Annotated in this window: 23 protein-coding genes; 8 read left to right on the top strand and 15 right to left on the bottom strand. The window is 59.6% G+C overall.

The genetic code is table 11. The features are described 5' to 3' along the window. Positions 1-520 precede the first annotated feature (520 nt). Positions 521-1,603: an acyltransferase family protein gene (locus H7F35_RS21790; RefSeq protein WP_187108664.1), complete on the bottom strand. Its 1,083-nt coding sequence runs from the start codon at positions 1,601-1,603 to the stop codon at positions 521-523. Positions 1,604-1,935: 332 nt separating this feature from the next. Then, entirely contained in the window at positions 1,936-2,196 is a 261-nt protein-coding gene (locus H7F35_RS35170) for a DUF2514 family protein (RefSeq protein ID WP_187108663.1), read from the bottom strand. A 438-nt stretch (positions 2,197-2,634) separates the two neighbouring features. On the opposite strand from H7F35_RS35170, the gene H7F35_RS21780 reads away from it, so the two are divergent. Further along, positions 2,635-3,102: a hypothetical protein gene (locus H7F35_RS21780; RefSeq protein WP_187108662.1), complete on the top strand. Its 468-nt coding sequence runs from the start codon at positions 2,635-2,637 to the stop codon at positions 3,100-3,102. A 421-nt stretch (positions 3,103-3,523) separates the two neighbouring features. Here the strand turns inward: H7F35_RS21780 and H7F35_RS21775 are convergent, their stop codons facing one another. The 7 genes from H7F35_RS21775 to H7F35_RS21745 all read right to left on the bottom strand — a co-directional run bounded on the left by H7F35_RS21775 (position 3,524) and on the right by H7F35_RS21745 (position 10,233). After that, the gene (locus H7F35_RS21775; protein WP_187108661.1) at positions 3,524-3,730 is read right to left on the bottom strand and encodes a hypothetical protein; all 207 of its coding nucleotides are present in this window, start codon (positions 3,728-3,730) and stop codon (positions 3,524-3,526) included. Positions 3,731-4,087: 357 nt separating this feature from the next. Beyond that, a complete protein-coding gene (locus H7F35_RS21770; protein WP_187108660.1) occupies positions 4,088-4,495 on the bottom strand; it encodes a hypothetical protein in 408 nt (135 codons plus the stop codon). A gap of 715 nt (positions 4,496-5,210) precedes the next feature. Continuing rightward, positions 5,211-5,948 carry a Qat anti-phage system TatD family nuclease QatD gene (gene qatD / locus H7F35_RS21765; RefSeq protein ID WP_187114362.1) on the bottom strand — a complete coding sequence of 246 codons (738 nt, stop codon included), beginning with the start codon at positions 5,946-5,948 and terminating at the stop codon, positions 5,211-5,213. Further along, positions 5,948-7,081, bottom strand: coding sequence for a Qat anti-phage system QueC-like protein QatC (gene qatC / locus H7F35_RS21760; protein ID WP_315970483.1), 1,134 nt, complete (start codon positions 7,079-7,081; stop codon positions 5,948-5,950). The genes qatD and qatC overlap by 1 nt, the downstream gene beginning before the upstream one ends. Positions 7,082-7,206: 125 nt before the next feature. Beyond that, entirely contained in the window at positions 7,207-7,824 is a 618-nt protein-coding gene (gene qatB, locus H7F35_RS21755) for a Qat anti-phage system associated protein QatB (RefSeq protein ID WP_222621962.1), read from the bottom strand. A gap of 263 nt (positions 7,825-8,087) precedes the next feature. Beyond that, positions 8,088-9,941 carry a P-loop NTPase fold protein gene (locus tag H7F35_RS21750; RefSeq protein WP_187108657.1) on the bottom strand — a complete coding sequence of 618 codons (1,854 nt, stop codon included), beginning with the start codon at positions 9,939-9,941 and terminating at the stop codon, positions 8,088-8,090. 19 nt (positions 9,942-9,960) lie between these two features. Continuing rightward, the gene (locus H7F35_RS21745; protein ID WP_187108656.1) at positions 9,961-10,233 is read right to left on the bottom strand and encodes a hypothetical protein; all 273 of its coding nucleotides are present in this window, start codon (positions 10,231-10,233) and stop codon (positions 9,961-9,963) included. Between the two features lie 77 nt (positions 10,234-10,310). Here H7F35_RS21745 and H7F35_RS21740 point away from each other — a divergent pair, with 77 nt between their 5' ends. The 4 genes from H7F35_RS21740 to H7F35_RS21725 all read left to right on the top strand — a co-directional run bounded on the left by H7F35_RS21740 (position 10,311) and on the right by H7F35_RS21725 (position 14,283). Continuing rightward, positions 10,311-10,865 (top strand): hypothetical protein, encoded by a 555-nt coding sequence (locus H7F35_RS21740; protein WP_187108655.1) that lies wholly within the window; start codon positions 10,311-10,313, stop codon positions 10,863-10,865. Between the two features lie 100 nt (positions 10,866-10,965). Continuing rightward, the gene (locus H7F35_RS21735) at positions 10,966-12,459 is read left to right on the top strand and encodes a recombinase family protein (RefSeq protein WP_187114361.1); all 1,494 of its coding nucleotides are present in this window, start codon (positions 10,966-10,968) and stop codon (positions 12,457-12,459) included. A gap of 10 nt (positions 12,460-12,469) precedes the next feature. After that, on the top strand, positions 12,470-13,375 hold the full coding sequence (locus H7F35_RS21730) for a plasmid partitioning protein RepB C-terminal domain-containing protein (RefSeq protein ID WP_187108654.1): 906 nt from the start codon (positions 12,470-12,472) through the stop codon (positions 13,373-13,375). After that, entirely contained in the window at positions 13,372-14,283 is a 912-nt protein-coding gene (locus tag H7F35_RS21725; protein ID WP_187108653.1) for a plasmid partitioning protein RepB C-terminal domain-containing protein, read from the top strand. Before H7F35_RS21730 ends, H7F35_RS21725 begins: the two co-directional genes overlap by 4 nt. A gap of 78 nt (positions 14,284-14,361) precedes the next feature. On the opposite strand, the gene H7F35_RS21720 is transcribed toward H7F35_RS21725, so the two are convergent. The 4 genes from H7F35_RS21720 to H7F35_RS21705 form a co-directional block, all read right to left on the bottom strand. Beyond that, the gene (locus tag H7F35_RS21720; protein WP_187108652.1) at positions 14,362-16,758 is read right to left on the bottom strand and encodes a TOTE conflict system archaeo-eukaryotic primase domain-containing protein; all 2,397 of its coding nucleotides are present in this window, start codon (positions 16,756-16,758) and stop codon (positions 14,362-14,364) included. Beyond that, positions 16,758-16,970 (bottom strand): hypothetical protein, encoded by a 213-nt coding sequence (locus H7F35_RS21715; protein WP_187108651.1) that lies wholly within the window; start codon positions 16,968-16,970, stop codon positions 16,758-16,760. Before H7F35_RS21715 ends, H7F35_RS21720 begins: the two co-directional genes overlap by 1 nt. Then, the gene (locus tag H7F35_RS21710; RefSeq protein WP_187108650.1) at positions 16,967-18,181 is read right to left on the bottom strand and encodes an AAA family ATPase; all 1,215 of its coding nucleotides are present in this window, start codon (positions 18,179-18,181) and stop codon (positions 16,967-16,969) included. The genes H7F35_RS21715 and H7F35_RS21710 overlap by 4 nt, the downstream gene beginning before the upstream one ends. Positions 18,182-18,594: 413 nt before the next feature. Beyond that, positions 18,595-19,254 carry a DUF6988 family protein gene (locus H7F35_RS21705; protein WP_187108649.1) on the bottom strand — a complete coding sequence of 220 codons (660 nt, stop codon included), beginning with the start codon at positions 19,252-19,254 and terminating at the stop codon, positions 18,595-18,597. Between the two features lie 425 nt (positions 19,255-19,679). On the opposite strand from H7F35_RS21705, the gene H7F35_RS21700 reads away from it, so the two are divergent. From H7F35_RS21700 to H7F35_RS21690, 3 genes are all read left to right on the top strand, one after another. Next, a complete protein-coding gene (locus H7F35_RS21700; RefSeq protein WP_187108648.1) occupies positions 19,680-20,603 on the top strand; it encodes a TraB/GumN family protein in 924 nt (307 codons plus the stop codon). A 277-nt stretch (positions 20,604-20,880) separates the two neighbouring features. Continuing rightward, positions 20,881-21,351, top strand: a complete 471-nt coding sequence (locus tag H7F35_RS21695) for an H-NS family nucleoid-associated regulatory protein (RefSeq protein WP_187108647.1) — start codon at positions 20,881-20,883, stop codon at positions 21,349-21,351. A gap of 101 nt (positions 21,352-21,452) precedes the next feature. After that, entirely contained in the window at positions 21,453-21,674 is a 222-nt protein-coding gene (locus H7F35_RS21690) for a hypothetical protein (RefSeq protein WP_187108646.1), read from the top strand. A 42-nt stretch (positions 21,675-21,716) separates the two neighbouring features. On the opposite strand, the gene H7F35_RS35065 is transcribed toward H7F35_RS21690, so the two are convergent. Together H7F35_RS35065 and H7F35_RS21685 are read right to left on the bottom strand one after the other, a co-directional pair. After that, on the bottom strand, positions 21,717-22,043 hold the full coding sequence (locus H7F35_RS35065; RefSeq protein WP_222622050.1) for a helix-turn-helix transcriptional regulator: 327 nt from the start codon (positions 22,041-22,043) through the stop codon (positions 21,717-21,719). Between the two features lie 113 nt (positions 22,044-22,156). Beyond that, on the bottom strand, positions 22,157-23,668 hold the full coding sequence (locus H7F35_RS21685) for a hypothetical protein (protein WP_187108645.1): 1,512 nt from the start codon (positions 23,666-23,668) through the stop codon (positions 22,157-22,159). Between the last annotated feature and the right edge of the window lie 21 nt (positions 23,669-23,689).

Raw genomic sequence — 23,689 nt, 5'->3', positions numbered from 1 at the left:
TGGTAGCCGGGGAGCAATGTCCCATGACGGCGGCTTCACCCAGCTTGCTCCCCGGTTCGGCCTTGCTGCGAACAAATCGCGCCGGATGCCCTCGCCCGAAAGGCAACTGATTTTCCAGTGGAAAAGGGCGTTCACTGGACTTCAGCGAACGCCCTTGGACGTTGTGTTGATGGAGTTGGGGGGATTTGAACCCCCGAGTAATCGCCCCGCAAGCCTTTATCCATGCGGGTTTCAGAAACCCAAACCTCTCGCCTGTGAGAAACGAGTGAATTTTCGAGGGCGTCCGGCCCCCTTGGGCAACCCCTATGCTCGCGCACGCCGAAGTTCTTCAAGCAGTGGATGGATCAGCTCGACACCTACCCTGCGCAGCTCGTGCTGCGCGCCAAGAAGACGAAGTTGACCAAGCCCCTGCGCCCACTGAGCCGCTAGATGACTCCTCCTTGTTTTAGGGGGGCGCTCGGACTGTCGGCTGGAGCTGAAGGTCGGCCAGGCGTCGCCTGGTGGAGCAGCCTGGCGCGAACTACTTCGCCGCCTGTTCGGCAGCTTGGCGCGCCGCTGACTTGCGGCCCATCACGTAGCTGCTGAAGTGCTTGGCCGCAGCAACGCCCCAGCGATCGATCGGAGCAAGCAATGTCGCGCAGGCGATGCACAAGGCGACAGTCGACAGATTCAGCAGCACCTTCTGCGCGTCTGTGGGATCCCCTACCCAGCGATACACCATGTTCGCGTAGGACAGCATCAGAGGGCCATGGATCAGATAAAGGGGGAACGAGATACGTCCCAGGAAGCGGCTCAGTCGGCCTGAAAGAAACGTCGACAGAGTCTTGCTGAAGACGCATGAGATGGTCAGCAGCGAAGCCACGATCAGGTAGGCCCATTCTGGGTTTGGCCCTACTTTGGGCAACAGAGATGCGCCGTAGAAAGCTACCAGGAACACGAGAAAGGCTGGAGCAGAGAGGCCGATGGCGTTTCGCTTCCAAAAGTCGGAGACGTGCACTTCAGCCAGCACCATTCCGACAACGAAGGCCGAGAAGATGGGGTTGATAAAAAAGGAGACCGCGCCGAGCACCGCATAGACGTAGAAGCGCCGTTCAAGGCGGCCTACGACAAACAACGTGCCCAGCACCAAGCAAGAGCCCCACAACTCGAACGGCATCGTCCATAGCGGTCCGATCAACGTGGTCGCGTAGCTGTAAGCGAAGAAGGTGTCGAAAAAAGAGAAGCGGACCACATCCCAGAGGGATGGAGCCAATGGGAGGAAGTTCTGGAACTTCGGTAGCCGCTGCTCGGCCGGCAAAACGAAGCCCAGCGCAAAAAGTAAGTAGAGGACCGCGGCCGCACAGAAAATCGGAACGGCCAGCCGCACGTAGCGACCAAGAGCGACCTTCACAAGCACATTGCTGTCTCGGTTCCGGCAAAAACCGATTGCCAGCGAGAAGCCCGACACGAGGAAGAAGATCCAGACGGCCAATCCCGCGTTGAAGACCACCAGCTTCGACAGGATCGCAGTGACTTGGTCGCTGATCGGGAATCCTTCGCCGTAGACATGCGCCATCAACACAACGAGCGAACCCCAGCCTCGGAGGCCGTCGAGGAAGTGCAAGCGATTGTCTGTAACGGCCATCATCCCCCTATTGTGCTTTGTCAGCGGCGGTCAGAAACGACAACGCCCCCAGCGCAACCGCTGAGGGTGGAGATCGGGTGATGTGGGCAGCCTAGCGATTGAGAGACTGCCGTTTTTCGGCATGGCGTTCGCAGACTGTGCCGGCGATGAAGGCTCCGGCGACGAACGTCCCCGGCTCGATCAGGGCGGCCCCGCCTGCCAGCACTGTCATGTCCCAGTTGAACCGCTGAGCCGGGGTGACGCCCCCCCACCCGCGGCACCCGATCGAGCGCCAGCCTTGATGCGCTCGTCGGAGTAGTCGCGGAGAACCTTCATCGAGGCGCTGGCGGTGCTGCTTCACCGGTAGCAGCGCGCACTGGTCTTAAGGCGTCGACGTAGCACTCGCAGGTGACGCCGGCAGAGTGGGCACTGCCAGCGAACTTTCCCAGCTCGACAAGAGCTGCTCCACTCCCGCCGAGCAGGTCGGCAAGCAGATCGAGCGCGGCTTCGGCTGGCGGACTTCCGCCGGCAGGGCCGGCCTCTGCGCTGGCTGCACGGACGACGGCGCAGAAGGTATCGAGTTGCTGGCGCACCCTGCGCTCAGCATCCCCAGCCCGTCCTTCGTCCAACCGCTTCTCTTGGCTGCGAGCAGCATGGGACTAGAGCTACAGCAGCAAACGCTCGCCGAGCGACTCGCGTCGCCCTAGCGGGGCCTCGTTGCCCGTAAACACCGCCGGACGGCGCTCCAAGAAACTGGCGACACCTTCCTTGTGGTCGGCAGAGGCGAAGCATTCCTTCATCCCCTCGCCGCGGTGCTCCATGTGTTCGCCGACGTTCTGGGCGAGAGGACCATCGCTGACATCGAGCGCTTCTTTGCGCCACCCGCCGCTTAAGATTCACCACCCTAGGAGGGCTGTGGCTCTGGCGCGCAGCAAAGTGGAGCGGTTGGTCACTCAGACCAGCACGCCAGCAATCGCAGCCCCTAAGATCGCCGGAACGGGCGGTCTAGATTCAAAAAACAAAGGAGAGAGATGAGACGACTTTTCATGATTGCAATGGCTGTTGCGATCACTGGATGCACCGGGCAAGGCGAAGCAGAGAGTGGAGTCAAACTGCTTCTGAACGACCCCGGTAGCGCTACGTTCACCGAAGTGCAGCCAGGCGCAGCCAAGGGGAATTTTTGCGGCCTCGTGAATGCGAAGAACCGCATGGGTGGCTACGTTGGCAACACTCCGTTCTTTTACGAGAAGTCCTCTACGACCTCGGCCATCGTTCAGCCCCCACGGACCGAGGATTTCCAGATGTACTGGCTCTCCATCCGCTCGAAGTCATCGTCAGTCGAGGAACTGATGCAGCTCCATCAGAAGTGCGATCTGGTCGCCCGCTGGAAGTCCGTCTGCGGCGGGGAGTACCCGGGCTCACGACACGCACTGTGCGAGGCGCTTTCAGGGCCTGGCGACAAGTTCTACCTTGCTATGAAAAAAGAGTTCGGGGACTAACGTCCGGCCTGTGCTGACCCAGTGTTCCCAAAATCGGGAAGGACGCAGCAGCGGGAGGTGCGCGCGGTGAGAACGGGCACATAGCTCTGAACAAGCGAAAACATCCGCGCCCGTGCGGCTCGCGGGAATTTTGGGAGGAGACAACCTGATGAAGCAACTCGCGATATTCCTGATCGCCGCATGCGCCCTGTCGACCAGCCTTGCGCGCGGTCACGGTAGCAGCCATGGTCATCACCGCAGCGCACATAGCGAACGGCACTCGGCTCCCCGGCATGCTGTTCATAGGTCCACGCACCGTGCGCCTCGCGGCGAGACCTGCTGGCGCACCAATAGCAGAGGGCAGCGATTCCGGATCTGCTGATCCGATACGTGGCCTCAAGGGCCTGCGCAAGATGCGAACGCCGCCCTTGAGGTGGCTTTTTCATGGGCGTCGCCTGCTTGCCCCCTCCCGGTACAGCGTGCCACCAATCTCCCCCAGCACTACCCAGTCATCCGCAGTGAGGTGATCCTGCGCCAACGCCATCCAAGCGGCCAGGTTGGCAATCGCGCCATCTAGGCCGGCACTGCTTCCCTGCATTTCCAGCAAAGCAGCTCGCTGCTCGAAGAGTTCAATGACGGGGTGAACCATCTGCGCACTGTGCGCCGGTGCGGTTACGGACGCAAGACCAGCAGATCCGCCGCCGTGACCAGGAAGGCGGCCCTTAAACTTCAATCCCAAGATGTGACCGAGCGGCTTAAGGCAACGCTGAACAAGCCATCGCATTTCACACCGGAGCGACAACGTCGACGGGATACCCGAATCCTTGAATAGGCGGACGCAATTTGGAGCAAAGGGGACCGCTTTCCCGTGCCAAGGCGTGAGCCAGGCGCGACACGGACACACTCATGCTGCACGTTCTCGCGACGACCATGGCAAGGGTTTGTTGCTTCATGCAAAAGCATGATGCCGACGGAGTGCCAACAGAGGGGCGAAATCAGCGGCGCTTTAGCTGGGATTATTGCAAGCTACGAGCGACGGCGTTCGCGGGAAGTATTGTCTGGCTTCGGCCGATGCCGTGAAGACATTGACACACGTTCCGGGCGCTAACTTCGCATTGCATCCCCAGCGCACATTTACGAACTGGTGCTCCTTCAGTTCGACAACGCAGAGGTGATAGGGCTGCAGAACATAGGCGGCTGCGGCGTTCGCGCCCGCGCTGGCGCCGATCGAGGAGTAAGCCCCTGGTGGGGAAGCGTTGACCCCGGTTGCTGAGGGTCGAATGAACTCGACGCGCTGCAACGTGCCCGTCTCCTGAGTGCCTTTGGGATCATCTTGGGCAACCCGAGGCACGCAACCGGCGCTCAGCAGCGGTATTGTGATCAGCGCGACGAGTTTGAGCGGCGAGAGCTCCATGTTTTCGATTCCCTGTGATGTTGTTGTTACGGCCCTATGATCGCCGCCGCCGTGATGGATGAGCGGCGTTGCGGATGGGGGGGCGGGAATTTTATGGCGAGATCGGGTCTTTGTTCGCCTTGCTTGAGCCAGAGCAGAGCGGGCTTCTGGGGAAAGAATGGGACAAGAAAAAGGGCCCCGTGCGAGGCCTTGAAAATTCTCTGCCGCGAAGAGCGGTCTCTCAGGAGGGGGGAAAGAGTTCCGGCTGAACACTTGACGCAGTTCATGGGCGGCGTCCCGTCGACGTTGTCGCCCCCGTGTGAAATGCGATGGCTTGTTCAGCGTTGCCTCAATGTGGGCGGCGCCCGAGAGGGACTGCTCGGAGGCCTTCTGTTAGAATCGAGCCTCGCTCAAAGATCCTGAGCGTTGCCTCCACAGGCAAGCTGAATCTCATACCAGCGCGTCGAAGTCACTACGACGAGAAAAACAAAAATGACTTCATGCAAACGAATTTGCCGTAGCGTGGACCGCGTAAGAGTTCACGACCACATTCCAAAAGCCCTCCCTGTGAGGGCTTTTTCGCGCGCCACGGACTTATCTAGCTGATGCACAAACTCAATAAAATCAACAACTTAGATCGGCGGCGATGCTGCCTAAAAAATAGCTGGATGGCTCTCTTTGACAAAAAAAGCCGCCCCCTGATGATCTGTGATTAAAGGGAACACGTCCGCGGGAGTCAGCAGACTTCCATTAGATTCAGAAGTCGAAGTGAGTTGTCCGCCAGCAATTTCTGAGCTTCATCCAAAGGTACTAGCCAGACGTCTGCAAGGCATTTGGCTGTCCTCTCAGCGCTCCATGGGAGGACCGATTTGCCGTCGATTTTTGCGAATGGCCCGTCACTCTCTGGCACCACACGGTTCCGTGGGAGTCGAGCAGCTATGGCACGACCGTTACCGGACGTGAACATTGCTGGGCCCACACTGAACCAGCAGCCCATCCTGTCTGCTGTCCGCAATTCGGTCGCCGTTCCTGTAAACCAATGCAGGACGGCGGTTCCATACCCGGGCTGGCAATGCAATTCGTTCAACACCTCGTTGACTGCCTGCCGAGAGTGAATGCTTAGCGTTCGCCCACCCAGGCTTTTCGAGCGCTCGACGACGGCGCGAAAGATGCTGCATTGAAGTTCAAAGCTGGCTCGATGCCTTGAAGAACCATCGATACCAACTTCACCGACTGCTTTCACCCCCGCCATTTGCTCGAGCAAAAGGTCAAGTTCTCCGACCTTCTGCTGCGCAACTTCAGGATGAAGGCCTGGCGTGATGAGGACTTTCGGGGAAGCGCCCAGAACGCGAGATGTTGCTTCGAATGCCTTTGGACTGGTCGTCACCAGCCAAGTGAACGTGTTTCGCAAACACGCTTCCCTGTAAACCTCGCGAGCGTTGGGGTACAAATCCAAATGACAGTGAAAATCCATCACAGGATGCTATCCCTGCGCAGCAGTACCCCGAGCTCTGCGATGCCAGCACCGAGCACCCTCCGGTAGGCTGCACGATCCTCATGTCGGGCGAAGGCCAGCGTGGCACCAAGGAATCGGTCCAAGCCCTTGTCCTCGACTGCCACTATTGCAAGTGCTGCTGCCATCGGATCGTCCGGCCCGCTCGACTTTCCGGAATCTGCCAGTGAATCGTGCACGTACTCCGTCGTGTCCATTTGAGGATCCCATGCGAGAAATGCGCTCTTGCGGATCATGCAGGGGACACAGCGTCCGCAATGAACGCGGTTGTACGTACGGAACCGACCACAACTCGTCGAGTCTGCGGCCCAAGCGCGCAGAAGGTCCGGGTTGAGGCACTCTCGAAGCATCTCGCCCTTCGTCTTGAACTGGTACGGCAATTCGAGCCTCACCTCGACTCCAAGGCCGGTCAGCAGGGCCTGAAGCATTGCAATGAACATGGGGTGGGTCGTCCGAGTGCTCAAGCTTGAGACCCGTCCGGGCACCAATGGCGGGTTAATGCAAATGAAGCCATTCTCAGGAATGAACACTTGCACGGGTGTCGCGGCAATCTGAGACGCGGCAAGCACAGCGAATCCATAAAACGCCAGCGAACGCGCACGTGTTGACGATTCGCGTGGACCAGAAAAACTGATGCCGTGACTCCACTGTCGGTGCGTGGCACCGGCGCCGAGTAGCCCAGCGTAGTTTCTCTGACGCTGAGAATCTTCGTGCGCAAGCTGTGACACGAACATCGGACGGCGATTACTCGCCACCAAGTCAATGCCCCCAATGAGACTGTCCAGGCCACCAGAAAGCAGCGAAACGCAGTCGTGATCGAGAGCCTTTGGCTTTCCATTGGGCGGGGGCGCCCCGCCATCGATGAAGTGGAGAGTCCAATAGTCGCCGGTCAGCACTTTCAGCATGTCTTCGGCATGCTGTTTCCACGGTGCCCATGTGAGTGGCTCATTCAGTCCGACAGTCAGCGAGATGGTCCGAGTCCAGCCGTCTGCACTGGTGTTTCGAGGGCACGCCAGGTCGGCAGCGCAAACCGCCAAACAGAATTGGACGAAGTCCCACGCCTGGGGACTTGGCGCAAACCCTCTCCGCTTCAAGTGCCCACGGAATCCCTGAGCAATGGTGCCTATGCCCTCGCGCTTGGCGCTTTTAAACAACGCGAACCCACGTTCTCCGTCCTCCAGCGTTGCAGGTAAGTGGTCTACCGTGGTGCAAAGGACTTTCATTCTGCGAATACCTCCAAGGTCGAAGCCAAGACTTCTTTGGCGAGGCGTTGCGGGTCCATGCGCAGAGCGCTGTGACGCTCCATCACCACACGAACTTCGGCGTGAACGTACTCCTTCACATCGTTTCGATACAACTGCACCTGCTGAGGATCGAACTTGAGCCGCTCGTAGGTCTGCCCCAGCTGCAGATCCATCCGGTTGCATACATCGTTGGCAATCGTCAACCCGATCACTTCTGCGATTTGATCGTTGTTCAAATTGAAGACATCAACGTCAGGTGCAGTCTCGTAGAGCTTCCCCAACGCCTCCGCGGCGGCATTGCGTAGCGACTCGTCGTCAACGCTGCCCGTATCAGGAAGAACCTCCTTCACCAACTCCAAGATCAAGTCGCCGGCGGAGAGGTTTGAACCTCTGACACGCTGCACCCAATCGACCACCCTGGGATCAGTTCCATCTCGGGCAGAGGCAAGAAATTGACCAAGTTGTCCGGCTCCCTGCGAGGTTCCACGCATCGTAGATGCCGCCCGCCGGGGCCCGCCCATGCCCCTATTGACCATGTTTTTCGCGGCGGAACGCAGGGACTCCCGGCCGCCACCAGAAAGGTAGGCCGACATGTTCGTCCTGGCAGCAGCAAAGCGACGACCGGGGGCAGGTGCAGCGGGAGCGTCAGGCCCATCTGCTCCTGAAAGGGCGGCACTGTTTGGCGCGTCTTGACTATCGTCGCCAGCTGCTCCATCGTTGTCACCGCTATCGGCGCTGCCCGTGTCCGTGGCGACATCAGACCCTCCGCCCGATTCCGCACCGGCCGCAGGAGACAACCACTCTGGGTCAAACGGAGATCTCGCTCCGCCACCTTTACTTGAAGTCGAAGTGCCCATCAGTGACCTGCTTTCTTGGCGAGAATCGCTTTCTTGACAGGCTGGGCTACACCTGTCGCATCTGCCCAAGTGTCCAAGATAGGCCGGGCCCACACTTGCGCGTGCAACAGCGGAATGATCCCGGGCCCAATGCTACCGACCGGCGCTTGGCTCAGGAGTGAACTGGCTTTGGCGCTGAGCTCAGGAAAAACCTTGCACAGCTCCACCAGCAAAACGATGTCCGCTACTTGCCGCCACGTTCGTTTCGGCGCTTTGAGTTGCCACGCTTTGTCCATCGCCAATCCCGCTTGAACGGCCCCGGCGGCCTGGATCGCTTGCGTGAGCGGTGCGTTGCCGCCCGTTGCGACCAACAGCGCGTCTCGCAGTGCACGCCCCTCTGGCGTCATGTTGTCGGCACCGAAGTCACGAGTGGCGGTGTCTCGGCTCAGATGAAGCAATGGCCGCAGATCAATTTCACCGAGCGCGGGTTGCAACTGCAGCCACTCCTTGGTGAACGCATTGTCCTTGAATGGGTCCGTCAACGGTGCCCCTTCGTGGACCGCAGCTTCGGCAACACGAAGCGCTTCGATCCGGCCATCTGAAGCCGACGTTACCAGTGCCCCGAGCGCATTCGCAAGAGATTCGTCGCATCGCTCCAAAAGGTGCCATTTGGCAAGCTCCTGAACATCAAGCTCAATACCTTGCGGCGCTGCGAGGGCGAATCGCAGAAAAACGGTGTTCAAAAACCGCTTCATCAAACGAGGATTTGCGTTGACGGAAGTCGATTGCGTCAGCAGCGGTGCCAAATCTTCTGCCAGCCGCATCAGCCCTACCATTCGCTCATCGCCAATGCCAACAAGACTTTGGAGGAAATCGGTCGTGACAGCATCTCCTCGCCAGCTTGTCCTCAGTCGTTCGGGAACTGCAGTGAGGGCACGGTCGAATCTGTTTTTATCAAAATACCCATCGGCGAAAGCTCGTTCCATCAGCAAAAGAGCGAGGTAGGCTTTGGCTTCGTTCACGCCAAGACGTGGGACATGCAAAGGAACTTGAATGAGCTTATCGAAGTAGTTCGTTGCAATGTCATTGGTGATGCCGGTCCCCTCGAAGTGGACGCGTACTGCACCTTTGATGAAGTCATTGTCTGCGGCCAGCACAAAAGCACTCCGCTTGAGAAAAAGCAACAAGCGAATCGACTCGAGCGTCGCGATCGCTGTCTTGGGAAGACACCGATCCAGGTCGTCGACGAAGACCACCAGCGTTATCTTTAGTTCCTCAAGCAGTTCTTCGAGCGCATCGCGGAAGGCTTGAATTTCCCCAGGCAGCGAGATCGGCTCAGCTGCTTTCAACAAATCAAATCCACCACCTGCGTCGGAATCCTCGTCACCGTCGGACGAGTTCCCATCTCCTTCGCTTTTAAAGACGCTGCCAAATTTCACGATCGCGCGCCCCACCAGGCCAACCGGAATTCCTGTGGCAATGGTCGCAGCAGCTTCGCCGCCAAGCTGGACCAGTCGCAATAGATTGATACGCTGCAAAAGCCGCTTGGCTTTTTTCAACAAACCCTCATCGGAGGCCGCCCGTCGCAGCACTTCGTCACCCACGATTTGTAACAGTGCGCTACGTGCTCCCTCGAAGTCTTGGTAGAGCCAAGGGTTGAACGTTACGATCACATACGTATTTTCCTCAGGCTCTGCGAAAGCACTCAGCCTCGCAGCCACCATCCGAATAAGCGATGACTTTCCGACGCCCCAACCACCAGAAACGCCTATGGAGATGGGGGCCCCATTTGTTTGCTGGAGCAGTTTTGCGCAAGCGTCCGCGATCACCCCGAAGTTGAGGTAATCGATGGTTGTCTCGTTGTCATGCCACACGGATTTGTTCCTCCCGCCCTCATTGGCGCTCAGCTGCGGATGTCACAGTTGCGCAAATCGGGTGGTCGGATTTTCTTACGTCTCGCAGTAAAAAAATCAACTCGATGGTCGTGGCTTGATCCGCAAGGCGAAAAATAATCATCGATATGCATAAATTTGCCGCCGGTAGATCTTCGCGGTCCGCCGCGTTGCCTCCCTTCTTGGTGCCGTACCCAGTGCCGAAGCTGCGGAACACGAGATAAGCCATCCCGGTGGCGTTCAGCACTATGAGGGTAATTGCGGTCTCGACCATGTTTGGTGCTCTCCTGTGGGTGCATTTTCCCAACAGTGGCAAGGAACCGCTCACTATGCACGGCATGGAGGGCCGGCATGAAACGCAAGTGCACTTGCTGCGGCAAACAGTTCAGGTTAAAGACCAATCCCGATCAGGCCTTCTGCTCTGAAGCAGCCTGCCAGCGAGAACGCAAACTGCGCTGGCAGCGGCACAAGTTGCGCGCCGATCCCGACTACGTCGAAAACAAGCGCAACGCACAAAAGAAATGGGTGGCCGAGCATCCCGAATACTGGCGGCACTACCGCCAACGGCGCAACGTCGATTCACAGCCACCCCCCGGTGAACCACCTGCGAAGTCCGAAGCGGCACAGGTTGTCAAGAAAGACGCGTCAACCTCACAAATCCCTTTACCAACAGGGCTTTACTGGGTGCAGGCCATCGCGCCCATGGATCCTGCAAAGAACGACGCCTTCATGGTCGAAATCCATTTCGTATCAAGCACTTGGCCCACCTCCGCAAAGAACGACGGTATCGACGCTGCGCCACTCGCAGCCTATCTTCCCGTATCAGCGCTTTCCACAACATCGGTGCGGGCAAACGGTTGCGCCCCCGAGAGGCCGATGAGCGGAAAGAGGTCAACAAAGCAGTAATCGGCCACTCGGATTTATGGATTTCAACGCAACCGGATCTCATGCAGAACCTGACCCCGATGATCTGCCTCCGCCCACGCGCGCCGCCCAATACGTGCGCATGTCCACGGAGCACCAGCAGTATTCGACCGAAAACCAAGCCGACAAGATCCACGAGTACGCGCGCGAGCACAACCTGAAAATCGTGCGTACCTACGCCGATGAAGGCAAGAGCGGGCTGCGCATCGATGGTCGTCAGGCCCTGCAGCAGCTGATCAAGGACGTCGAGGCCGGCAGTACCGATTTCCAGGTGATCCTGGTCTATGACGTCAGCCGCTGGGGACGCTTTCAGGATACCGACGAAGGCGCCTATTACGAATTCGTTTGCCGGCGCGCCGGAATCCAAGTGGCGTATTGCGCCGAGCAGTTTGAAAACAATGGCAACGCCATGTCCAATCTGATCAAGAGCCTCAAACGCTCCATGGCTGGTGAGTACAGCCGTGAGCTCTCAACCAAGGTCTTTGCGGGGCAATGTCGATTGATCCGAGAGGGATTTCGCCAAGGCGGGCCGGCCGGCTACGGCCTGCGTCGGGTCCTCGTCGACCAGAGCGGCACGACCAAGGGGGAACTCTCGCGCGGCGAACACAAGAGCCTGCAAACCGATCGGGTGATCCTGGTGCCCGGGCCGGACGCCGAGGTTCAGATCGTCAACGACATCTATGGCTGGTTCATCGATGACGGACTGACAGAAACCGAGATCGCGGCGCGCCTGAACACGGCGGGCATTCAGACCGACTTGCAGCGGGCCTGGACGCGGGCCACGGTGCAGGAGGTGCTGAGCAATGAAAAGTACATCGGCAACAACGTCTACAACCGCGTCTCCTTCAAGCTCAAGCAGACCCGGGTGGCCAACACGCCGGACGCATGGGTTCGCAAGGAAGCGGCTTTCGTCGCCGTGGTGGCGCCAGCGCGCTTCTACGTGGCGCAGGGCATCCTGCGCGCGCGCAGCCACCGCTACAGCCGCGGGGAGTTGCTTGAGAGGCTGCGGCACCTGCTTGCGCAGCGCGGTTTCTTGTCCGGGCTGGTGATCGACGAGACCGAGGGCATGCCGTCGACCGCGACCTACGTGCATCACTTCGGGAGCTTGATTCGCGCCTACGACGCCGTCGGGTTTTCACCCGACCGTGACTACCGCTACATCGAAATCAACCAGTGGCTGCGACGCATGCATCCCGAGATCGTCCATCAGACCGAACAGCAGATCGCACTTGTTGGCGGTCACGTCCAACGCGATCCGACCACCGACTTGCTGCGGTTGAACAACGAGCTCACCATTTCCATCGTGCTGGCCCGCTGTCATCAACTCGGATCGGGGCGACTGCGCTGGAAACCGCGCTTTGACACGGGCCTCGTCCCCGACATCACGGTCGTCGTGCGCCTCGAACGCACCAATCGTGAGGTGCTGGACTACTACTTGCTGCCACGGCTGGATTTCGGTGGCGATGGTCTCCAGATGGCCGAGCAGAACGCCATCGAGATTGAGAGCTACCGCTTTGACACGCTCGACTACCTTTACAGCATGGCCAAGCGTGTGCGCCTGAATCGCGCCGCATGAGGAACAAAGCATGAGTCGTGACCACCGCCCCGGCAGCCTGCAGCAAATTCCGCTGGCCCAGATTGAAGTGCTCAACTCGCGCGAGCGCAACGCCCAAGCTTTTGAAGCCATCGTTGAGAACATTCGGGTCTTGGGCCTGAAGAAACCGATCACGGTGACACCGCGCCCGAAGCCGGACGGCAGTCCCCATTTCCTGCTGGTCTGCGGTGAGGGGCGGTTCAAGGCATTCGGCCTGCTCGGCCATGCCCGAATCCCCGCCCATGTCATTGAAGCGTCTGACGAGGAAGCCTTCATCATGAGCTTGGCGGAGAACATCGCCAGGCGCAAATACTCGCCGCTTGAACTGCTTGATGGGATTGATCGCCTGCGCGCACAGGGCCATGACAAGAAGGCCATCGCTGCCAAGACGGGGCTGAGCCCTGAGTACGTCAGCGGCCTTCTGAACCTGATCACCAACGGCGAACAACGTTTGCTTGCAGCGGTCGGGACGGGCAAGATCGCGCTCAACGTGGCGCTGATGATCGCCAATGCCGGTGACGATGACAAGAGCTTGCAGACCGCCTTGCAGGAGGCCTATGAATCAGGCCAGTTGCGCGGAAATCAATTGACGCAGGCACAACGCCTCGTTCAACGGCGCAAGACACTGGGGCGGTCAATGGCGCGGTCACTGCCGCGAAACAAGGGTGCAGGGATCACGTCGTCGAGCCTGGTCCGCACCTATCAGAAAGAGATGGAGCGGCAGAAACTGCTGATCAAGAGAGCGGATTTTGCTCAGCAGGGCGTTCTCTTCATCACCCAAGCGCTGCGGCAGTTGTATGCCGACGAGCACTTTGCAACCTTGCTTCGTGCGGAAGGGCTGGACACGCTGCCAGAACTCTTGGCCGAACGGGTCTGGCCCAAAGGACATCCAACATGAAACGACAGCCACCATCACCACCGGCATCCTCGCTGGGCTTCGTGCCTGAGCCCATGACGATTCCGTTCGAAAAGATTTTGCCGACGCGTAAGCTTGCCCCGGAATTGGAGACGACGCGCAAGTTCAAACAGATCAAGGCAACCATCAATGCCATCGGCTTGATCGAGCCATTGACCTTGGCAATGCCTGCGGCCGGATCAGAGCTCTACGTTCTGCTGGACGGCCACCTGCGCCTGATGGCATTGAAGGCGTTGGGCTTCATCGACGCGCCTTGTCTGTTGGCGATAGACGACGAGAGCTTCACATACAACAACCGGATCAATCGCGTGACCTCCATCCAGGAGCATGTGATGATCCGGCGCGCGGTTGAAAGGGGCGTCTCCCTGGAAAAACTGGCCGAAGCAATGGATCTGGATGCCAGTCAGGTGCTCAAGAAGTACAAATTGCTCGATGGCATCTGCCCGGAGGCCGCGCATCTGCTCAAAGACCAACAATTCTCTGCCGAGATAAGCCGCGTGCTGCGCAAGATGAAGCCTACGCGTCAGGTCGAGTGCGCGGAATTGATGATCGCGGCGAACAGCTTCACCGTTGCATATGCTCAGGCGCTGTTGGGCATGACACCTCCGAATGCATTGCTGGTAAACAAGCCGAGGAAGCTCAAGGGTCTTAGCCCCTCTCAGATGGAACTGATGGAACGCGAGATGGGGAATGTGCACGCCAAGTACAAGCTGCTGGAGCAAGACTACGGTCAGGACAGGTTTCTGCTGGTTTTGGCAGGCGGGTACTTGAAACGCCTGCTGAACAACAGCGCCATCGCCAAGTTCCTTCAGAAGAAGCAGGCCACGGTACTCACTGAGTTCGAGGCCATCGTACGGGCCCTGCCCTCCGACAATGGCGCCGGCGCATAGGCCCGAATGTCCAATCGGGTGCACGGCAAATTTTGTCGAACGCCCAAAAAAAACGATCATGGCCCTTGGAAGAACCGTCTACGTCGCTCCCACCGCATCGAAGTCCAGACTACCGCTGGTGGGCATTGGTGCGGCGAACCTGTAGCCCATGGCCTGATAGCCTTTTCGGCGCCGATCCCACATGCGCAACAACGCAGGATGCCCAGCGTCCACGAAATCAATTACGCGGACATGTGTTTTGTCGGCGTGCTCTCGGTGAAGGCGCCCCGCGTATTGCTGCAGCGTGCCTTTCCAGGAAATGGGCATCGCAAGCACCAGCGTGTCGAGCGGGGGGTGATCGAAGCCCTCGCCAACCAGCTTGCCGGTAGACAACAGCACGCGCGGTGCGTCGGGCGGCAATGCTTCCAGCTCGGCGATCAAAGCTGTGCGCTGCTTCTTCGGCATGCGCCCATGCAGCGTGAACAGCGTCGAGATGCGATCTGCCAACGCCATGCCGATCGCGTCCAGGTGCTCGGTGCGCTCGGTCAGTACCAGCACCTTTTTTCCTTGCGCAAAAGCGTCCGCGATCTCGTCGGCGATGGCCTGGGTGCGACCGGAGTCGTTGGCAACGTGCCGGAACACGTCCTGGATGCCTGCATCGGCGGCAAGCGGAATGTGCGCCGACAGGTATCGGGGAATCACCTCCAGGGTTTGTGGCGCGCCTGCCGGCCGCACGGCAGTGTGCCGAATAGGCCCGCACTGCATGAAGATGATGGGCTGCCGCCCGTCGCGTCGGACAGGCGTTGCCGTCAACCCCAACACGTACCTGGCTTTGGCCCGTTTCAGGATGGCTTCGAATGAAAACGCGGAGAGGTGATGACACTCGTCAACCATCACCTGTCCATAGTTTTCAACGATCTCGCTGGCCTCCCCCTGTCGGTACAGGGACTGCATCAACGCAACATCGATCCTGCCGGTCGGCTTGGCCTTGCCGCCTCCGATCGAGCCGATCGATTTCTTCTTGTCGTCCCCATCGAAAGCCAGAAAAGTTCGCAAGCGCTCTTGCCATTGCTTGAGCAACTCGGTGCGGTGCACCAGCACGAGCGTGTTGACGCTGCGGCGGGCAATCATCGCCGCGGCGATGACGGTTTTGCCAAATGCGGTCGGCGCGCACAGGATCCCTGTGTCATGCAGGAGCATGGCGGTGACCGCGCTCTCCTGATCGTGCCGCAACGTGCCGGCGAAGCTCGCATGCAGAGTTTCGCCAACGAAGCGATCGTCCTGCAGGTCGCAACGAATCCTGTTCTCACGCAAGAGCGCAACGGCGGCATCCAGGCAGCCGCGCGGGAGAGCAATGTGTCCAGGAAAATTCTCGGCACAGCCGATCACACGCGGCTCATTCCACACTGGCAGGCGCATCGCCTGCGCCTTGTGAAACTCGGGGTTCTGGAAAGCGGCCAGCCGGATCAAGCGATTCGCCAACGCTTGCGGAAGTTGCGCCTTGTCGAAATACAGCAGGTTGGACTGAACGACCGTCAGCGATGACGGCATCGGGCCTTGGATTTTTTGTTTGGATTGTGCTGTGCGTTTCCAAGGCTCTTGCTGATCCTCCTCGGTGATGAAGGTGACATCGAGCGGGTGCGAACCGCCTGTGGCGCGCAAGATCGTCGGCTCGATGTCATGCGGCGCCATTGGAGTGACCGACGCGAGGAAGTTCCACTGGTCTGCGTAGGGCTGCAATGCATCGTTGACGAACACGCTACGCCCGCTCTCTCGAGGCACCTTTTGCAACGGCAGGGCGATCAAATTTCCGAACCCGCCCTTGGGCATCGTGTCCTGGTTCGGAAACAGGCGGTCGTAGGATTCGAGTTTCAGCTGCCGGGTGCGGGCACAGGTATGGCTGATGATGGCCGTGCCGAGTCGTCGTGCGTCCCGCGCCGATACTTCCGACGAGAAAAACACCCAGGCGTGGGCGCCGTTGCCTGACCGTGAGACTTCCAGTGCGGCAGGCACCCCAAGGTCACGACAGGACTGGAGGAAAGCCTGTGCATCGGCACGCCAATCCGCGTCGTCAAAATCTGCGGCCAGAAAACGACAGTTGTCATTTGCCAGCAGTGCGTAGGCACCGATGGTTTGACGGCCAGAAAGATGATCGTAGATCGTCTGGTCTGTCAGCGGCACGAGCATCCGGTGCCCACAGTCGGCGCATTTGACGCGCGGCTTCTCACAAACGCCCGCGCGCCATTCGTTCGCGCACGCCGGCGCATAACCGGCCTTGCCGCTCTTGCTCTCCCAGCGGACAGGATAAACATCGGTGCGGCCCTGGAACAGGCGACGAAAAAGTGCGATCTTCTCTGTGGTGCCCAATGCAACGGGTGCGGAATGCGCGATGGCGAATTCGGGCTCCCGCCAAGCGATGCCATGGGTTTCCAGCAGACCGACCAATCGGGCGTTCTCTGCGCGCATCCGCTCGAGCTCATCGTCTTTGCGGACCATCACTGCGAGTTCATTCCGAGTCGCTCCTCGATCAAAAGTTTATCCGAGCACGTCACCAGGCCGATCCGCTTGCCACCATGGTGTCTGGCGAATGAGCCCGATGAGCTGCCGGTTCCATTGGTTTTTGACAGAAACCTCTGGGTGAAGTTGAAGTGCTCGCCGAACCCGAAGCCGGATGAGGCCGGGGTGCAGTGGTTTCGTTCGCCGTTCATGACTGCCTCCCTTCAACAATCGACCCGTCTCCGTCGTCGTTATCGTTGCCTCGGGCTTTGCGAGAACGCTGTGCCGGCGATGTTGGCAACGACAAGGCCTCGTCGAAGTCTTCGTCCTTGAAGTGCCATCGGCCAGCCAACGCGGCGATACCCAGGATGCGTTCGCACACCTTCCGAATCTGCCGCGGCGTCAGCCACGCAAGCCGGCAGACCTGGAGATCGGAGAGGGGTCTGAAACTTCTCTTCGCGTTCGGCGGAACCAACGCGGCGAGTGTGCCCGCGAAGATGCTGTTCGCCACGGCCAGCCGCCCGTCAATGTCGGGGGCCTCGATCGTGAAAGTCGTGAAGCGCGAGCGCAGCGGTGCTCTGATGGCCTGTTCATCGTTGGCAGTTGCCACATACCAAACGTGACTCGCGTCGAACTCGAAGTCGACGCTGAGGTCTTTGATCGTCGCGGCGGTGACCGGCTCGAGCAGGCTCAGGAGCGCATCGGCCGGGTTCGCATCCCGGTAGCCCTTGCTCTTGTCGAGCTCATCGAGCAACACCATCAGGTTGGCGCAGGTGCCCAGCACGATGCGGTCCCACAGCACGCCCGTCGTGGTGTTGCCCCAATACCGCTCAGAACCCCGCAGCGACATGGTCGACTGCACGTTGTCAAAGGCTTGTCGGTGCACCTTCGTGCCCAGCGCCTCGGCGAGGCGATGGGTGAAGTGGGTCTTGCCGAGGCCCGGCTCGCCGAGCAGCAGGATGGGCGGTGGCCGCAACGGCGCACCGCCCAGTTCGGAAAGAGCTATTCGCTCGGCCACGAACCGAATCACGGGTTTGAAGTTCGGCATGTCGCGTTCGAGGTCATCGAGTTGCCGCCGCCAGCCTGCACGAATGGTGATTGAGCGCCACGGCCCGTGGCGCATGGCCCGCGCAAAGTGGTCCAGGTCACGCTTCAGTACATCCTTGTCGACACTCGCCAGACCGGCCTCCAGCGTGCGGAAGCGCTCGACCGCAGCTTGCCAGTTGAACACGGCGACGGTATCGCCCGGCTGCACCGGGAGCTCATCCCGCAAGCGCGAAGATGCGCTCGACGTCGCGGCTTCCTCGAGGCGCTTTTGCTCACGGGCACGGTCGCGGCGTTGAGAGATCTCCTCTTGCAATTGCAACTCAAGACAGTGCGGCGCCATCAGACGCACGGACTTCATCACCCCGTCGGGGTCCATGAAGTTGGCGGACTGCAGCGGACCGTACCCAGGCGGGACCGAAGTCGAAGGTGGAGAGGATGAAGGACGGGACATGTGCGGCTCCAATGCGAGGAGCCGCGATGCCACGCAACTCCTCAGGTGACTAAGGAAAGTTTCAAAGGCATCGGAGCAATGACGACTGAAGGTCGCATTCGCCTGAGGATGCCGATTTCCTTGATCCCGTTTCGACGCTCGCGCACGGTCGTGCCAACGTCGACGACGTGCAACAAAACAATGGGCGCGTGGTGGCAGAACATTTGGAGGGCCTTGTGAAGGACGGGACGTTAAGTGCCGTCAGCAAGGCTGTCAACGAGTAGCCGACTGAGATTTTGGGTCTCGTTGCATGAAACGCTGATCTCTCGCATGCGTCCGACACGACGCAAAACCCAGCGTCAGTAGGACGGCAGCATCGGTGTCAGGCAGTCTTCAAAGCCCAGGTGCACCCGATTCATGCGGGCCATCAGGACGCGATCTCCGGTGAGGATGGCCAGGACCATGCCGCTGATCGTGACGAGACCATTCGAGCATTCGATCAGCTGGTGCACGAGTTGCACCGGGAAGCCTTCCTTGTGACGCTGCAGCGCGTGAATGCTGCCATGAACGAACGAGTTCAAAGCGTGGCGCTGCATGTCCTCGAACCGACCCAGCATCGCCGCGGGTGCTGCTGCGGCTGGCATGGCGGCCGAAGCATTCCGAAGTTGTTTGATCATCTCCCTTGCTGCGGGCAACTTGCGCGCAGCTTCGTCGGCTTCTGCACTGAGCGGGGCGGCGGCGAGCGCAACGTGTCCTTCGGTTGCGGCAAGAAGCATCCAAGCCGAGCGGGTTGTCGCCTCAAACTGCAGCCGCATGAGCGGGGCGGCTGACGACACAAACCCGCCCGCAACGAGAAGCCGCAGCGCCCGGGCGTGGTCGATTGAGAGTGAGGCTGCCGTGACGCTGAGGTCCATCCGACTGGCATCATCTCGGTACTCAGGGTAATGGTCCAAGTCCAGAAGCTTGACGATCGTGTCGTCGAGTTCATCGGACCGGCGGAGTATTTTTTCAATGTCCATGCATCAACTCTTGCACGTATTTTTGCCTCGGCGGCTGGTTCAAACTTCGGACTGCTGCTGATGATTATGGTCGGCCGCTCAAGCGGTGCTTGGCAGGGTGGCTTTTGGAAAACCACTCCGCGTCTTGGTTCAGTGGCTGCGCTCGACCCACACCCCCGCTGTGGTCCAAGAGCACCGCCGGCACTGCGGCCCGTTCCTTGTTGAATGCCAGAGCCTTCGCTGGTGCCAGGTCGTCGAGCCGCGTCTTCGGCGTTCCGAAGCAGGCGTGTTGACTTCTTCGTAGTGAGACGAGAACCAAATGTCTATCTTGATGGCGGACATGCCTCACCCGATGAGCAAGCCGGTCTTGCGCAGAAAATCGGGAGCGATCAGCATGGATCTGCAAGCCATGTCGCTCATCCACTGCCGAAGGAAATGGAATACAGATGACAATTTTCAAGAGCCTGCTGGTTTCGGCTGCGTTGGTCGTCAGCGCTTCATATAGTGCCGCACAAGCCACCGTTCCGGCCATCAAGGTGACCGCGCCGACCGGCAATGTGAGCGTCATCATTGGCAGCATCCATGCGCCAGTCGATGGACTGCCGCAGCCAGCCGATTCAGTGCTCAGGGGCTTCTCGCGTTACGTGGTCGAGGGCACCGGCGCTCCTCTCACCTACAAGTCACGACTGCATGAGCAGGAAGTTGGGGCCGGACTAGGAACATACGCAGCCTGGACACAGATGCTCGACGAAAGCCAGCGCAAAGTCTTGATAGAGAGAATCCTTTGCCACCCCGCAATAGCTCACCTGAAGGGCGATGAGCATGCGAATGAGGCGACGATGCGATACGTCTACGCGTTGACGCGCAAAAGCGCTGCCCAGGCCGCTGGCTATGCCGCCTATCGCTGCACCCGATTGGGCGTGCGATCACGCGACCAAATACTCGAAGTTGCGGCGCAAAGAAATGGCGTCCCTCAATTCGGCCTGGAAGACCCCGACGAGGTGGAAGAGCGCCGTTCGGCGGTCGATGAGCGAATCTACATGCATCAACTGCGAATCGCCTTCCACCCAAGTTCGCAGGCGGCTTACAGCCGTGCGGTCGCGGCAATCGCCAGCGGCCGCTATGAAGACGTCAACGCCGCGGTCGATTCGCTCGCAGCAAATGCCGCTGATGCGGCACGGTACAACCAGGTGATGGTCGCGGATCGCAATCACGCCTGGCTGAAAAAACTCACGCCGTGGCTTGACAAGGGTGGCGCCTTTGTCAATGTTGGCGCGGCCCATCTTTCAGGTCCGGACGGCCTTCTGACCCTTTTGGCCGCTCGTGGTTATCTCCTCGAAGTCAAACAGCTGCCTGCGCGCAGCGACTGACACCTCCTGCGGTCTGGGGCGCGAATTGCACATTTGCGATTTGTGCGCGGGACGCAGCTGACAGACACCGGGAATGCTTTCCGACATGTTCACGCCAAGAACTTCCACGAGCTGAATACGCATGCGTTGGTACGCGAGTAGGAAAAGTTTGCGAAGTATGGAAAGTATGCCGAGCAGGAAAATTAGGCCGAAAAGTAGTATTCACGCCTGCCCATGCTGGCGCCGGGCATCCTAGTTACCTGTATTCCACCTACCTTATTAAAAGAGATCCGAACTGATGTCAGATGCAAGAAAAATGAGCTTCGCGGAGATCCAGAAGCGCATCATGGACATGGATGCCGAACGTGCAGAGCTTGAGGCAGCACTTCAAGCCAAACGTGGCGAAGAAATCAAGGTTCTCGCTGACGCCTATGCGAAGAAGCTACAGGCCGGAGGGTTTTCGATCTCTGAGGGCATCAAGGCATTGGCGCCGTACGACACCGCCGCAGCGAAACGCTCGGGCGTTGCACCGCGCCCGCCGCGCGAGGTCGAAACCGGTACGACGTACAGAAATCCCGAGACGGGCGAGACGTGGACTGCTGGCGGAAAGGGCCGTGTTGTTGGATGGCTTCAAGCTCAGATCAACGCCGGCAAGAGCGCGGCATCCTTTTCCACAAATGCAAGCAGTCTCGGGGCAAGGAATGGAGAAGGCGCGTCAGCCACCGGCACCACCGAAAGAGCCGGCGGCGACCAGGTAGGCAATGGTTGAACACACCTGTCCCACCACCCACGTTGATTGGGAGTCGGACTGCGAAACGATCCGTCGAGTCGGCTAAGGGCGCAGCACAGCTTCCCGAGACAATCCGTACCATGATCGATACAGAAGCGCTGCCCGTCGAAGAATTGGGTGCGCAGGCCGTTGAATGGCGTCGACGCGCGCTGCAGGGCGATTTGCACGCCCGTGGCCTGGCCCACGAACTGGAAGCGGAATTGCGTCGACGTGTTGGCGCGCCCCGACCTGACCACAGCACGTTGGATCTGCGGCCACTCGAACATCGCCAAGATCGGCGGCGTTGGTGGAAGCCCTGGTGATTTTCCTTCGCTGATGCTTTGCGGGCCACCAGCCAAGCTCCGTTACGTGCCGTTCAACAGCTCGGCTACTTCTCGCTTCCCTAAGCCTCGTACGAATGCAAGGCGTTCAAGCTGTTCGGCCTTGGGGCGAGCCTTGCCCTGCTCCCAGTTGTAGACAGCCTGCCCTGTCACGCCAACCAGCCTTCTGTGGTCCGCTGCGGAGAGGGGCAGCTTTCCGCGATGTGCAGAGAGACGGGGTCCCGACGTATTCACGCCGAGGATTCCCCCCGGGCTAAATGCGCATGCGCTGGTGCACCGATTATGGAAAGTATGCCGAGTAGGAAAAGTAGCCGACAGGGCAATGCCTGCGCTGGTGCCGACAAGCAGCATCAACGCAAGTTGTCATGCACAAGCGTAGACAACAGGCGGCAAGTGAGGCAGGCCAGGCACAGAGCGCAACCAGCGTTGAGCCGCACTTGAGAAATCGGCCGAGTTGCTGTAAATCACTTTGACTGCTCGACGTTCTCGACGCGATACACGTGGCCTGCGATCTCATCCGCCTTGGCATCCACATTGCGTCGATGCGGCCTGCGCCATTGCAGTCTGCGAAGCGAATGCGTTGGGCCGTATGCCTGCCTAACCCAATGACCGCGAACCCAGTGCGCACCCCTTGGCGCCGAGTTCCCTGCGGCCTCTTGCCGAAAGTTCTCTTCGAACGACTTGCCGCACAGGTGAATCTCGGTGTAGCCAAGCATCGCAAGTTCGGTTTTTGCCTGCCGCTGTTCTTTGGTGTCCGTCGCCTTGCTCGACTTCTCGACCAACCGGCCCGGCGCGTCGGAAGGCCACCGGGCATCCACATCGTCCGGGTAGGCGGACAGGTAGGCCAGCGCGTTGACGATCAGCCGCGTGATCCGTGCCCAACATTCCCGAAGCTGGGGCAGATGCTCCAATTCGGATTTGGCACTGACCGCCTGTGCACTGGGCATACCGATCTGCCTGGCCTGTTCGGCGAATCCAGTCGCGCCATCGCGCTCTTTGCGCAACCGTGCGACGCGATTGCTGATCTCGAAATCACTCGCTTCGCCAATGCCCATTCGCAGCGCTTCGTCCGCGAACGCGATGACGAAAAATGGCTCGGGGTTTTCGCCCAGGCGGCCGTAGGCATCCGGATCCGATACTGGCGCAAAAGTCACACAGAACTGGACGAACGACAAGGCACGGCTGCCGTCCTTTTGCCTGATGTGGTTGCAAAAAACATAGGCCCCATCGGCCTGCCACCCCGGCTCAGCCTCAAGCTCCGGCTGCGGGCCGAACGACAGATACAAGGCCTCGTACGGGAAGTTCAGGGACTCCAGCGGCAAATCGTCGACGTCCGTGCGGTCGAACATTTCCATCAGGCGCGGCGGAAACTGAAAAATCTGGCGCCCGCCCGCATGAAACGCGACGTTGAACATCGCCGCCGTATAGCCGTCGGCCTCCTTTCTTGGCCAGGCCCGCGTGTTTGCGAGGCGCAAGCTCAGCCGGGTCTTCGAAAAATCCTTTTGTGTTTCGCTTGAAATCAACGATGCGATCTTGTTTTGTACATCCACGGTAAAAACGTCTTGCGGACGACTGTGCCGTCCTGCGGACCGGGCCAGCGACTCGCCGGCCGGGTGAAACATTCGAAACCGCTGCGGGTGCACCGAGAACATTGGCGCACTGTCCGCGCTCCAGTTCTCCACAACTTCCGCGGGTCGTTTGCCCAGGCGGCCTTCTGGCAATGAAGATGCCAGTCGTTGAGCCACTGCATGCGACGGCTCGGTCCCGATGTCGAACTCGACGTAGTCCCATAGAAAGCTCGCCGCGACGGCGGATCGTGCCTCCAACCACCACAGCTGCGCGTGGAGCACCCCAGGGTCGGCCAACGCATAGCGCATTTCAAAGCTCGGCCGCACACCATTGCCGCATCGCGAGTTGTGCTCAACGAGCGCCGCGAAACTGACGCTCAGGTAGACGATTGCATCGGATTCAATCATGGCGCTCAGCGTACCTGAACA

This window comes from Variovorax sp. PAMC26660, from assembly GCF_014302995.1.
Taxonomy (GTDB): Bacteria; Pseudomonadota; Gammaproteobacteria; order Burkholderiales; family Burkholderiaceae_C; genus Variovorax.
This window is presented reverse-complemented; position numbering and strand designations above follow the sequence as displayed.

Bases quoted from the DNA above. Each gene is read 5' to 3' on its own strand.
- H7F35_RS21780 (WP_187108662.1), top strand. From the start codon at position 2,635: ATGAGACGACTTTTCATGATTGCAATGGCTGTTGCGATCACTGGATGC.
- H7F35_RS21775 (WP_187108661.1), bottom strand. From the start codon at position 3,730: ATGGTTCACCCCGTCATTGAACTCTTCGAGCAGCGAGCTGCTTTGCTG.
- H7F35_RS21770 (WP_187108660.1), bottom strand. From the start codon at position 4,495: ATGGAGCTCTCGCCGCTCAAACTCGTCGCGCTGATCACAATACCGCTG.
- qatD (WP_187114362.1), bottom strand. From the start codon at position 5,948: ATGGATTTTCACTGTCATTTGGATTTGTACCCCAACGCTCGCGAGGTT.
- qatB (WP_222621962.1), bottom strand. From the start codon at position 7,824: ATGTCGGCCTACCTTTCTGGTGGCGGCCGGGAGTCCCTGCGTTCCGCC.
- H7F35_RS21745 (WP_187108656.1), bottom strand. From the start codon at position 10,233: ATGGTCGAGACCGCAATTACCCTCATAGTGCTGAACGCCACCGGGATG.
- H7F35_RS21740 (WP_187108655.1), top strand. From the start codon at position 10,311: ATGAAACGCAAGTGCACTTGCTGCGGCAAACAGTTCAGGTTAAAGACC.
- H7F35_RS21735 (WP_187114361.1), top strand. From the start codon at position 10,966: ATGTCCACGGAGCACCAGCAGTATTCGACCGAAAACCAAGCCGACAAG.
- H7F35_RS21730 (WP_187108654.1), top strand. From the start codon at position 12,470: ATGAGTCGTGACCACCGCCCCGGCAGCCTGCAGCAAATTCCGCTGGCC.
- H7F35_RS21725 (WP_187108653.1), top strand. From the start codon at position 13,372: ATGAAACGACAGCCACCATCACCACCGGCATCCTCGCTGGGCTTCGTG.
- H7F35_RS21720 (WP_187108652.1), bottom strand. From the start codon at position 16,758: ATGGTCCGCAAAGACGATGAGCTCGAGCGGATGCGCGCAGAGAACGCC.
- H7F35_RS21715 (WP_187108651.1), bottom strand. From the start codon at position 16,970: ATGAACGGCGAACGAAACCACTGCACCCCGGCCTCATCCGGCTTCGGG.
- H7F35_RS21710 (WP_187108650.1), bottom strand. From the start codon at position 18,181: ATGGACCCCGACGGGGTGATGAAGTCCGTGCGTCTGATGGCGCCGCAC.
- H7F35_RS21705 (WP_187108649.1), bottom strand. From the start codon at position 19,254: ATGGACATTGAAAAAATACTCCGCCGGTCCGATGAACTCGACGACACG.
- H7F35_RS21700 (WP_187108648.1), top strand. From the start codon at position 19,680: ATGACAATTTTCAAGAGCCTGCTGGTTTCGGCTGCGTTGGTCGTCAGC.
- H7F35_RS21695 (WP_187108647.1), top strand. From the start codon at position 20,881: ATGTCAGATGCAAGAAAAATGAGCTTCGCGGAGATCCAGAAGCGCATC.
- H7F35_RS21690 (WP_187108646.1), top strand. From the start codon at position 21,453: ATGATCGATACAGAAGCGCTGCCCGTCGAAGAATTGGGTGCGCAGGCC.
- H7F35_RS35065 (WP_222622050.1), bottom strand. From the start codon at position 22,043: ATGCTGCTTGTCGGCACCAGCGCAGGCATTGCCCTGTCGGCTACTTTT.
- H7F35_RS21685 (WP_187108645.1), bottom strand. From the start codon at position 23,668: ATGATTGAATCCGATGCAATCGTCTACCTGAGCGTCAGTTTCGCGGCG.